This is a genomic window from Mediterranea sp. ET5, assembly GCF_023337025.1.
Lineage (GTDB): Bacteria > Bacteroidota > Bacteroidia > Bacteroidales > Bacteroidaceae > Phocaeicola_A.
Genome location: NZ_JAMBLN010000005.1, coordinates 108,543 through 120,341 on the forward strand (window position 1 = coordinate 108,543; position 11,799 = coordinate 120,341).

Consider the following 11,799-nt stretch of genomic DNA (forward strand, 5'->3'; position numbering starts at 1 on the left):
TCACCGACCTTCATCGGCAGGGACAAACGGACAGGCTGCATCACCGGTCCAACGATAGAGACGGGCGGTGCAGGTCTGGTTGCCCCGCTTGTCCTTCCGGTTCTCAGAGAGGTAGAAGTAGTTGCCCTCAACGTGGCACATGCCGGTGCTTCCCCAGGGGAAATGCCAGCCGTGGACGCCCGTGGGACGATGGAGCTTGCCTTGCGGAACCAGACAGAGCATCTCGACACGCTTCTCGCTTCCGGGCAACGACTGCCAGACGGAGGGAACGGAAGCATCGACTGCAAAAAGGGAATAGTTGGGATAGGAAGACTTCGCACCGCAGTAGACAGCTAGCAGAAGCTGACGGCTGGTGGGATGGTAGACCAGATTCTGTACGCCGTACCGGGTGTTTCCCGTATGGACGAAATACTTGTGCAACGGCTTGGCGGGACCTGACGTATGGAGGGCATCCCACTGCATCGGCTTCTCATAACGGTCCCACGAACGGATGTCGTAACACAACAGCACCTGATGGTCATTGTCCGTGCGGGTGGTGTCACTGTAGATGCCATAGCCGACATACAGATAAGGCATGTCCTCGGAGGAGGTACCGATGGCGGGAGCGAAGGTGATGCCATCGATGCCCGAACATCCGTGACGGTGAGGGACGATGCGTCCGCGTTCCGTGACGGTGTCCTGATAATCGCACGTAGGCTCGTCCAAGTAAACGGTTGTCATCACACTGTCGGCCGACGCATCCATCCCTTTACGGGTCAGACGGTCGGCACGGAAAATGGCGACATAGAACCTGGAGCCGTCCGCTTCGACCGCCGATGTGCCCAGCTTGCGGGAGATGGAGGCACCTATGGCGTCGTCCTTGCACTCCAGCGAGGCATAGACATCACCCGTCACGGGGTGAATGGCAAGGTCGCCCAAGTGCCCGGTGAGGTGTTCCACACTGCCGATTACGTTTCCTTTCAGGTCGGTCTTCACCAGGGAGGTGGTGAAAGAGAAATACATGCACCGGCGTGTCCGGTCAATGGCGATACCCTGCACGTGGAAGTTTCCTCCCGCTACGTATACAGAGTCCGGCAGCCCTTCGGGACGGTCTGCCTTCAGAAGCCCCTGCACCATCAGCAGCAGGGCGCACAGCATCCACAGTCGTTGTTTCATCTTACAGTGTCTTTTGGTCGCTAATATACAAACTTTATCTGTCAAAATCAACGCGGGTGGCACCTCCCGATAGTAGGGAAGCGTCACCCGCGTCAGTAGGGTCGGGAAGCCGGAGCTTCGCGACCTATTTAGGCAAGTTGAAAGCCACGGTCATCTCCTTCATCTGCTCCTGCGTCATGCCGTCAGGCTCGAAGCCCATGCACTTGGCATTAATGTAGATTTGAGCGGACTTGGTGAGCACGTCAATCTGGTCGAATGCGGTCATGGCATCTTCGCCGATGGCGAACACACCGTGTTTCTCCCACATCACCACGTCATAGTCTGCCAGCTCCTTCAGCGTGGCGTCTGCCAGTTCCACTGAGCTGGGGAGCTTGTAGGGGATGATGCCCAAACCCTTCGGACAGAAAGCCTTCGTCTCGGGAATCATGCTCCACAGCAGGTTGGTCAGTACGTCCTTCTCCAGGAACTTCCTGGTATGGCTCATGGCGATGAGTTCGATGGGGTGCGTGTGCACGGTCGCCTTATAGTTGGAGCCGGAACCGATGAGCCAGTTGTGCACGCTCAGGTGGGAAGGAAGTTCCGACGTGGGGCGCACGGGATTGTCGGCGATGATGACATAGCTGGCACAGTCGTCGAGGATACGGATGACAGAGCCGTTCTCCATCGGCCAGCGGGCAAGGTCGCGCATACGCATGTTCGTGCCTTTGCAGTAGAAATAGCAGCCTTTCAGGTTCGGGAGGGTAGCCCCGATGGGCTTCACCTCGCTGATAGGTGCCATCTGACGAATCTCGTCGTCCACAAACTCGGTAATGTTGATGGTGATGTTTCCACCGTTGCGCTCCGCCCAACCTTTCTGCCACAGGTATCCGGCCACTTCAGCCACCTTGTTCACTTCTTTTGCCAGGGCAGGGCGTCCTTCTAGAATCGATTTCATAGTTGTCTTTGATGTTAGTGTTCCGGGACGGGGAGCGTACCTCTCCCGGAGGGTTGTATACCTTATTATATATGTGTGTCCGCTCTCACTCCATCAGCTGGGGCAGGAACGACGACACGATGAGCACCACCAGCCCGACGAGGAGCACGGCGATGGTCTTCGGGGTGCAGCCTTTCCACTCCTTGAGGAGGATGCCCCACACGTTGGAGAAGGTCACGTTGAGTGCCATCAGGATGCAGAAGGCAAACGTGGTGAGTACGGGAGACTCGGTGAGGAAGCCCTTACCCAGTGCCAGACCGAAGAACTGGCTGTACCACAGTGCACCGGCAAGCATGCAGAAGAGCAGGTTGTTGCCCCACACGGCGCCGTTGCGATAGTCTGCCCACGTCCGGTTCTTCTGGTTCTGATAGAAGCAGTAGAGGGCATTGGTCACAAAGCCGCCCAACGTCACGAGGAACGTCGCCGGCAACGTCTTGAACATGTCTGCCGACTCCTCGAAGTGAATCGACGAGCCGAACTCCAGTCCGACGTTGAAGCAGCCGCTCATGAAGCCTGCCAACAGGGCGATGGCAATGCCCTTGGGGAAGTTGAAGTCCTTCACGGCAGCCTTCTTCTCCTCCTCGCTCAGGCTCTGTGCCTTCATGTTGCCTGCCACGCCGATGATGGCAATGCCCAGCAGCGTCACGATGACACCGATGATGACCGAGGCGGTGAGTTTCTCCAGGTGATGTGCTTCGGGATAGAACACGTTGAGCATCACGGGAGCCAGGATGGTGCCCAGTCCGGCACACGTACCCAGCGAGATGCTCTGGCCGAGTGCCACGCCGAGGTAACGCATGGAGAGGCCGAACGTCAGTCCGCCGACTCCCCACAGCACGCCGAAGAGCATCGTCATAGCGATGTCCAGTCCGCGTGCACCGGCAAAGAGGGCGCCGAGGCTCTGACCCTCAGGCACGGCAAGCAGCGCACCCAGGAAGGGGAACACCAGCCAGGCGAACACGCCCTGCACAATCCAGTAGGACTCCCAGCTCCACTGCTTGATTTTGTTGATGGGCACGTAGCAGCTCGACTGACAGAACGCGCCGATGGCGATTATCAATAGTCCGATTACGATATCCATAATGTCTGTATCTGGAATGAAGAGGAATGCCCGCGGGCACTCCTCTCACTGGAAGGCTTATCGTTTCGAAGTCACTTCGGCTTCGTACTTCTCGATCTCCGGGATGAAAGTCTCGCCTACGGGGACGTTGTTCTTCAGGCAGAACATGTCCCAAACGGCGTTCCAAGGCAACGACTTGGCCTCTTCGAGCAATGCCAGGCGCTGGAAGAACTGACCGTTTGCCTCGTACTCACGCAGCTTGGCGAGCGGTTCGAGCAACGCGCGGGTCATGCACTTCTGAGCGGCACGGCTTCCGATGACGTAGGCACCGATGCGGTTGATGGAGGCATCGAAGTAGTCCAGTCCGTAGTGCACACGGTCGAGGGCGCCGGCGCGTACGATTTCGCTGAACAGTTCCTGGGTCATGTCGTCCATGATGGTCACGTGGTCGCTGTCCCAGCGGATGGGACGGCTGACGTGGAGCATCAGCTCGGGCACGTAGAGCAGGAGTGAGGACACCTTGTCGCCGATGCTTTCCGTCGGGTGGAAGTGACCGGTGTCGAGTGTGATGAGTTTCTGGTGCTGCACGCCGTAGCCGATGTAGAAGTCGTTCGAACCGACGGTGAAGCTTTCCAGACCGATGCCGAACACCTTCGACTCGATGCAGTCCTTCATGTGACTATACTCCGTGGCAAAAATCTGGTCGAGCGAGTCCTTCAGCAACTCACGGTACTTCATGCGGTTCACCGTGATGTCCTTGCTGCCGTCATGCACCCACAGATTCATGATACAAGGGTCGCCCTGAGCCTCGCCCATAGCCTCGGCTACCGCACGGCAACGCTTCGTGTGCTCAATCCAGAACTGACGGATGCCCTCGTCGGGATTGGCGAGCGAGAGGCTGCCACTCTTCGGGTGGGAGAACGAGGTGGAGTTGAAGTCGAGCTTCATGTTGTGCTCCTTGCCCCAGTCAATCCAGCTCTGGAAGTGCTTCGGCTCGACCTGGTCGCGGTCAACGACTTCGCCCTTGAAGTCACCGTAGATTTCGTGCAGGTTCAAGCGGTGCGTACCGGGGATGTAGGAAGCCGCCTTCAGGATGTCCTGACGCAGCTCATCGATGTTGCGCGCACGGCCGGGATAGTTGCCGGTGGTCTGGATGCCGCCCGTCAGCGAGCCGCCGTTGTTCTCGAAGCCCATCACGTCGTCCGCCTGCCAGCAGTGGAGCGAGAGATGGAAGTTCTGCATCTGGTCCAGCACTTTGTCGGTGTCGACGCCGACAGCGGCGTAGCGTTCCTTGGCTACCTCGTACGCTTTGTTCACTAATTCTTCTTTCATTGTCGTTTCAGTTTATAAGTTTTTCAGTTTATTAGTTTGTTGGTTTGTCTTTCGTTCTGTTTTCTTTTCAGCCGACGGGACTGGCGGGGCTTCCGCCTGTCGGACTGACCGACTCACTCCCGGCATGTCCCGTCCGCGGGTCACGCCTCGTCAGCCGTCAGCCGGACGTACTTCTCGTAGGCGGCATCCCACTCGGCAGCATCCTTCGGCTCGAACTCGGCCAGCTCGATGGAGGAAGCTATCATGTCGCGCATCTCCTGCATCGTGCCCACCAGACCGAAGGCCTTCGCCTGGAGCATGATGTTGCCGAGCGCAGTCCCTTCCGACGGTCCTGCCGTCACGGGTACACCCACGGCGTTGCAGGTGAACTGGTTCAGCAGGTTGTTGCGCGAGCCGCCGCCGATGACGTGCAGACGCTCGATGGGGAACGGCGCCATGGACTGCATGTAACCGAACACCTGACGGTAGCGCAAGGCAAGGCTGTCAAAGATGCAGCGGGTCAACTCACCGTAGGTCTCGGGCACAGGCTGTCCCGTCCGGCTGCAATAACCGCGGATGGCGTCGACCATCGACACGGGGTTGGCAAAGCAGGCGGCGTCGGGGTTGATGACACTGCGGAAGGCAGGCACCGCCAGAGCGGCGTCTATCAACTCGGAGTAGGAATAGTTGCCATCCCGCTCCCACTCCTTGCGGCAACGCTCCAGGAGCCACATGCCGCAGATGTTCTTCAGGAAGCGCGTCGTGCCTTCCACGCCGCCCTCGTTGGTGAAGTTGCGTTCGTAGCTCTCCGCCGTGATGATGGCATCCTTTACCTCGACGCCCATGAGCGACCACGTGCCGGAGCTGAGGTAGGCGAACCGCTCGTTGCGCGCGGGCACTGCCGCCACCGCCGAAGCCGTGTCATGCCCTGCAACGGCAATGACGGGCACGGCACCCAGCCCCGTGAGCTGCTGCACCTCGGGGGTGAGCACGCCGACCTGCTCGCCGGGGAAGACGAAGCGGCCGAACTGTTCCTCGCTCACGCCCACCGCGTCGAGCAGCTCCTTCTCGAAGCGCTTCGTGCGCGGATTGAGCATCTGCGAGGTCGATGCGATGGTGTATTCCGTCACCCGCTCGCCCGTCAGCATGTAGGACAGCGCGTCGGGCATGAAGAGAATCTTGTCGGCAGCCTCCAGCGCGGAACATCCGTTACGGCGCAGCGTGGAGAGCTGGAAGAGCGAGTTGAAGTTCATGATTTGGATGCCTGTGATGTCGTACACGCGTTCACGGGGGATGTGGGTAAAGAATTCCTCGGGGGCGCCCTCCGTGTGCGGGTCGCGGTAACAGTAGGGACTGCGCAGGATGCCTCCGTCGCGGCCGAACATCACGAAGTCGACGCCCCATGTGTCTATGCCGATGGAGCGGATGGGAATGTTCTCCTGTGCCACCTTCTTGAGTCCGTTGATGATTTCGAGGTAGAGGGCGTAGATGTCCCAGTAGAAGTGTCCGCCCGTCTCGATGATGTGGTTCGGGAAACGTGTCAGTTCCGTCAGTTCTATCTTTCCGCCGGAGACCGTACCCAGGATGGTGCGTCCACTCGTGGCGCCCAGGTCGACAGCGAAAAAGTTCATGTTTTCCATAATCTGTAAAGCTTCATGAGAGCACCTTGCGGCACCCTCCGGTTAACAATGAAACAAATGTATATATTTATTTCCTATCCGCCTGTCCTTTTCAGCAAATATTTTGGTTTTATTGGATTTTACCTGCCGGAAGGCGGAAGCAGCACCGCCGGCTGCCTCCCCCGGCACGTCCGTCCGGTGCCCGTCGGGTGTCCGGCGGACGGCAACGGAACGGGGCAGCGCGGTGCCTCCCTCCTCCCCGTCCGCCTGTCGTCAGAAAGAAAGCAAAACAGGGAAAAGGGCGACATTTTTTCTCGATTCGGCGTTTTCAGCTGACGCATACTTTCGCAATTTTGTCCCTTTCAGCGCGCAGTTGAATACACTTTTTAAGACACGGACGTCCGGACAGGCCCCTATTTTCATTCCATTAACACAAAAACGGAGCTGCGAACCCCTTCGCACCGTCATTCCAACCCATTTTCACTTTCGTACGGACGCGTCCGTACCACCGTAGTCGTTCGTCCGCACCGTCGTACGGACGCGTCCGCACGAAAAAAGGCCTTGATTTTGTCCGTTTCCTTTACCTGTTTTCATTTTCAGACGGAAGGAGGCGCACATTTTTCATCTGTCATTCGGACGTCGCTTTGCATCTTCCAGCATCATCCGGTCCACAAAATCGCGCTTCCGCAGAAAGAAAAGAAAGAAAGAATGCGGAAAGGGCGACAGCGTGCATTTCGCGAATCGTCCGAGAAGGCCCTCGCCGGTCACCAACTCGTATTTGGGCGCAAGGAAGGCCCTTCTCGCGCGATTCATTTGACATTTTGACAATCTGACAGCAGCGTCCCGCCGCACCCACACACCGCAGGGGACGGACCGCCGGCATCGTCCGAATGAATAAATATTCTGCATAAACATGAAATTTACGGTGAATTTATGCAGTGAACACGAAAATATACGTACCTTTGCAGCGTCTTAGGAATAAATATACACTATGAGAACAAAAAGCAGCCGACTTGATTCGATCAAGATCATCATCTCAACCAAGGAAATCGGGAGCCAGGAGGAACTCCTGCGCGAACTGGAGATCGAAGGATACACACTGACGCAAGCCACGCTCTCGCGCGACCTGAAGCAACTGAAAGTCGCCAAGGCGGCAAGCCCGGGCGGCAAGTACATCTACGTGCTGCCGAACAACACCTTATATAAAAGGGTGGCAGAATCCCGGCCGAAAGTGGAGTACCCCATCTCCAACGGGTTCATCTCGCTCCGTATCTCAGGCAACATCGCCGTCATCCGCACCCGTCCGGGCTATGCCAGCAGCATCGCCTACGACATCGACAACGGGAACATCCACGAAATCATCGGGACCATCGCGGGCGACGACACCATCATGATGGTCATCAACGAGGGCGTGACCCGTACGGACATGGTGAAGGCGCTCCGCAAGGTCATCCCCAACGTGCACTTCTGAGAACCGGCTGAAACAGACTAGACGACTTACAAAAGACATATACACAAGCGACTTTTTTACTATCGAGACAAATGGACGAAATTGACGTTATGGTTGCCGATGCCTCACACGAGGTCTATGTCGACACGATATTGGAAACGATTACAGCCGCCGCACAAGTCAGAGGAACGGGTATCGCCAAGCGTACCCACGAATATGTGGCGCAGAAAATGAAGGAGGGAAAAGCCATCATCGCGCTCCACGGCGACGAGTTCGCCGGATTCTGCTACATCGAGAGCTGGGGCAACAAGCAGTACGTGGCAAACTCGGGACTCATCGTCGTGGAGAAGTTCCGCGGACAGGGACTTGCCAAGCGCATCAAGCAGGCGGCGTTCACGCTCTCCCGTCTGCGCTGGCCGCACGCCAAACTCTTCGGCCTCACCAGCGGGGCAGCCGTCATGAAAATCAATACGGAGCTGGGCTACGTCCCCGTGACCTTCGCCCAGCTGACGGACGACGAGGCGTTCTGGAAGGGTTGCGAAGGGTGCTGCAACCACGACGTGCTCGAACGCACGGGACGGCGCTACTGCATCTGCACCGCGATGCTCTATGACCCCGAGAAACACAAATGAGGCGGGACGGAACTCGACCTCCAGACAAACAAACTTAAAAACCAAATACAATGGAAGAGAAAAAGAAAGTAGTGGTGGCGTTCAGCGGTGGACTGGACACATCGTTCACCGTGATGTACCTCGCCAAAGAGAAGGGCTACGAGGTCTATGCCGCCTGTGCCAACACCGGCGGATTCAGTGACGAACAGCTGAAGCAGAACGAGGCGAACGCCTACAAGCTGGGTGCCAAGGCATACGTGACGCTCGACGTCACCCGCGAATATTATGAGAAAAGCCTGAAGTACATGGTCTACGGCAACGTGCTACGCAACGGGACCTACCCCATCTCCGTCAGCTCGGAACGTATCTTCCAGGCACTCGCCATCGCCCGCTACGCCAACGAAATCGGTGCGCACGCCATCGCACACGGTTCGACAGGCGCCGGCAACGACCAGGTACGCTTCGACATGACCTTCCTCGTGCTGGCACCGGGGGTGGAGATCATCACCCTGACGCGCGACATGGCGCTCAGCCGCGAGTATGAAATCAATTACCTGAAGGAGCACGGCTTCGAGGCTGACTTCACCAAGCTGAAGTACTCCTACAACGTCGGCCTGTGGGGCACGTCGATTTGCGGCGGCGAGATTCTCGACTCGCGCCAGGGACTGCCCGAGAGCGCCTACCTCAAACAAGTGACCCGCCAGGGCAGCGAGGAGCTGCGGCTGGAGTTCAAGAAGGGCGAGCTGCATGCCGTCAACGGCGAAGTGTTCACCGACCCCATCGCCGCCATCCAGAAGGTGGAGGAGATTGGCGCTGCCTATGGCATCGGCCGCGACATGCACGTGGGCGACACCATCATAGGCATCAAGGGGCGCGTCGGATTCGAAGCTGCCGCCCCGATGCTCATCATCGGCGCGCACCGCTTCCTGGAGAAATATACGCTCAGCAAGTGGCAACAGTACTGGAAGGACCAGGTTGCCAACTGGTACGGCATGTTCCTGCATGAGAGCCAGTACCTGGAGCCGGTGATGCGCGACATCGAGGCGATGCTCGCCGAGTCGCAGCGCAACGTCAACGGCACGGTCATCCTCGAGCTGCGCCCGCTCTCCTTCTCCACCGTCGGTGTGGACTCACCCGACGACCTGGTGAAGAACAAGTTCGGCGAGTACGGCGAGATGCAGAAAGGCTGGACGGCAGAAGACGCCAAGGGATTCATCAAGGTGCTCTCCACGCCGCTGCGCGCCTACTACAGCGTCCACAAGGACGAGGAAGACGTGTGACCCGGACTCTCATTTCCTGACCCAAACACAGACACCATGATAAAAGTAGGAATCATAGGCGGAGCGGGCTACACCGCGGGGGAGCTCATCCGTCTGCTCATCAACCACCCCGACGCGGAGATTGTGTTCGTCCACAGCAACAGCCAGGCGGGGCGCAAGATTACTGACGTCCACGAGGGACTCTACGGCGAGACCGACCTGACATTCACCGACGCGCTGCCGCTGGAGAGCATCGACGTGCTCTTCTTCTGCACCCCCCACGGCGACACGCGGAAGTTCATCGACTCGCACAACATCCCCGAGGAACTGCGCATCATCGACCTCTCGATGGACTACCGCATCAAGGCGGACGACCACGACTTCGTCTACGGCCTGCCGGAGCTGAACCGCCGCGCCATCTGCCACAGCAAGCATGTGGCGAACCCGGGCTGCTTTGCCACGTGCATCCAGCTGGGACTGCTTCCGCTAGCCAAACACCTCCTGCTCAACAGCGACATCTCGGTGAACGCCATCACCGGCAGCACGGGAGCAGGCGTGAAACCGGGCGCGACGAGCCACTTCAGCTGGCGCAACAACAACATCAGCGTCTACAAGGCTTTCGCCCACCAGCACGTGCCGGAAATCAAGCAGTCGCTCCGCCAGCTGCAGAACAGCTTCAACGCGGAGATTGACTTCATCCCCTACCGGGGCGACTTCCCCCGCGGCATCTTCGCCACGCTGGTGGTGAAGACGCAAGTGGCGCTTGAGGAGCTCGAACGCATCTACGAGGAGTACTACGCCAAGGACTCCTTCGTCCACATCGTGAAGGAGAATATCGACCTGAAGCAGGTGGTCAACACCAACAAGTGCCTCATCCACCTGGAGAAGCACGGCAACAAGCTGCTCATCATCTCCTGCATCGACAACCTCCTGAAGGGCGCCAGCGGACAGGCGGTCCACAACATGAACCTGCTGTTCAACCTGGAGGAGACCGTGGGGCTGCGGCTGAAGCCCAGCGCCTTCTGACACAAACCATTTACCCGTCATTATCCGAAGACTATGAATCTGTTCGACGTATATCCCCTGTTTGACATCAACATCGTCAAGGGCAAGGGCTGCCGTGTCTGGGACGACCGGGGCACGGAGTACCTGGACCTCTACGGCGGCCATGCCGTCATCTCCATCGGTCACGCCCACCCGCACTATGTGGAGGCAGTGAGCCGCCAGGCGGGCATGTTGGGTTTCTACTCCAACTCCGTCGTCAACCTGCTGCAACGCCAGCTTGCCGAGCGACTCGGCAAGGCGTCCGGCTACGAAGACTACAGCCTCTTCCTCATCAATTCCGGAGCGGAGGCCAACGAGAACGCACTCAAGCTCGCCTCGTTCCACAACGGACGGACGCGCGTGGTGTCCTTCGCCAAGGCGTTCCACGGACGGACCTCGCTCGCCGTGGAAGCGACGCAGAACCCCTCCATCATCGCCCCCATCAACGCCAACGGGCATGTGACCTTCCTCGAGCTGAACGACCTTGAGGGCGCCCGCACCGAGCTGGAGAAGGGAGACGTGTGTGCCGTCATCATCGAGGGCATTCAGGGCGTGGGCGGCATCCGCATCCCCGACGCCGCCTTCCTGCAAGGCCTGCGCCGCTTGTGCGACGAGACCGGCACCCTCCTCATCCTCGACGAGATCCAGTCGGGTTACGGACGTAGCGGACGGTTCTTTGCCCACCAGCACGCCGGCATCCGCCCCGACCTCATCACCGTGGCAAAAGGTATCGCCAATGGCTTCCCGATGGGCGGAGTGCTCATCAGCCCGAAGTTCACCCCCTCCTACGGTCAGCTGGGCACGACGTTCGGCGGCAACCACCTGGGCTGTGCCGCCGCCCTCGCCGTGCTCGACGTGATGGAGAGCGAACACCTCGTGGAGAACGCCGCCCGTGTGGGCGAGTACCTGCTGCAGGAGCTACGTACCCTGCCCGGCATCCGTGAAGTGCGCGGCAAGGGCCTGATGCTCGGCATGGAGTTCGACCGTCCGGTGAAGGAGCTGCGCAACCGCCTCATCTACGACCATCACGTGTTCACCGGAGCCAGCGGGACGAACGTCATCCGCCTGCTGCCCCCTCTCTGCCTCACCGTCGGGGAAGCCGACGAGTTCGTGGAGAAACTGAAGGCAGCCCTCGCCGGGAACTAGCCCCTCTTCCATCCGCATCCAGACGCCGGATATACCGTCAGGACGTGTGCCTCTCTCCGTGCCACTCCCCCGACGGCGTATCCGGCGTCCGTGTTTTCAGGCGCAAAAGCGGAAGAACTTACAAACAAACAAATTTTTTTGTAAGTTTGCCCACTGTTCGTTCCAAAGGGA

11 protein-coding genes are annotated in these 11,799 nt (G+C 58.7%); 6 read left to right on the forward strand and 5 right to left on the reverse strand.

Going from position 1 to position 11,799, the window contains the following annotated elements; translation table 11 throughout:
- The 5 genes from M3087_RS04915 to M3087_RS04935 all read right to left on the reverse strand — a co-directional run bounded on the left by M3087_RS04915 (position 1) and on the right by M3087_RS04935 (position 6,139).
- Positions 1-1,155: a hypothetical protein gene (locus M3087_RS04915; protein ID WP_249094123.1), complete on the reverse strand. Its 1,155-nt coding sequence runs from the start codon at positions 1,153-1,155 to the stop codon at positions 1-3.
- Positions 1,156-1,279: 124 nt separating this feature from the next.
- Positions 1,280-2,089, reverse strand: coding sequence for a rhamnulose-1-phosphate aldolase (gene rhaD, locus M3087_RS04920; RefSeq protein WP_022385038.1), 810 nt, complete (start codon positions 2,087-2,089; stop codon positions 1,280-1,282).
- Positions 2,090-2,174: 85 nt separating this feature from the next.
- Positions 2,175-3,209 carry an L-rhamnose/proton symporter RhaT gene (locus M3087_RS04925; protein WP_022385039.1) on the reverse strand — a complete coding sequence of 345 codons (1,035 nt, stop codon included), beginning with the start codon at positions 3,207-3,209 and terminating at the stop codon, positions 2,175-2,177.
- Positions 3,210-3,266: 57 nt separating this feature from the next.
- Positions 3,267-4,520, reverse strand: coding sequence for an L-rhamnose isomerase (locus M3087_RS04930; protein WP_022385040.1), 1,254 nt, complete (start codon positions 4,518-4,520; stop codon positions 3,267-3,269).
- A 140-nt stretch (positions 4,521-4,660) separates the two neighbouring features.
- Entirely contained in the window at positions 4,661-6,139 is a 1,479-nt protein-coding gene (locus tag M3087_RS04935) for a rhamnulokinase (RefSeq protein ID WP_106483733.1), read from the reverse strand.
- Between the two features lie 57 nt (positions 6,140-6,196).
- Between M3087_RS04935 and M3087_RS04940 the strand changes: the two genes are divergently transcribed.
- From M3087_RS04940 to M3087_RS04965, 6 genes are all read left to right on the forward strand, one after another.
- Positions 6,197-6,454 carry a hypothetical protein gene (locus tag M3087_RS04940; RefSeq protein ID WP_249094124.1) on the forward strand — a complete coding sequence of 86 codons (258 nt, stop codon included), beginning with the start codon at positions 6,197-6,199 and terminating at the stop codon, positions 6,452-6,454.
- Positions 6,455-7,109: 655 nt separating this feature from the next.
- A complete protein-coding gene (locus tag M3087_RS04945) occupies positions 7,110-7,589 on the forward strand; it encodes an arginine repressor (protein WP_022385044.1) in 480 nt (159 codons plus the stop codon).
- A 71-nt stretch (positions 7,590-7,660) separates the two neighbouring features.
- Positions 7,661-8,200, forward strand: coding sequence for a GNAT family N-acetyltransferase (locus tag M3087_RS04950; protein WP_106483735.1), 540 nt, complete (start codon positions 7,661-7,663; stop codon positions 8,198-8,200).
- 50 nt (positions 8,201-8,250) lie between these two features.
- Positions 8,251-9,459 (forward strand): argininosuccinate synthase, encoded by a 1,209-nt coding sequence (locus M3087_RS04955; RefSeq protein ID WP_022385046.1) that lies wholly within the window; start codon positions 8,251-8,253, stop codon positions 9,457-9,459.
- 36 nt (positions 9,460-9,495) lie between these two features.
- Positions 9,496-10,464: an N-acetyl-gamma-glutamyl-phosphate reductase gene (gene argC, locus M3087_RS04960; protein ID WP_249094126.1), complete on the forward strand. Its 969-nt coding sequence runs from the start codon at positions 9,496-9,498 to the stop codon at positions 10,462-10,464.
- A 33-nt stretch (positions 10,465-10,497) separates the two neighbouring features.
- On the forward strand, positions 10,498-11,628 hold the full coding sequence (locus M3087_RS04965; protein ID WP_249094128.1) for an aspartate aminotransferase family protein: 1,131 nt from the start codon (positions 10,498-10,500) through the stop codon (positions 11,626-11,628).
- Positions 11,629-11,799 lie beyond the last annotated feature (171 nt).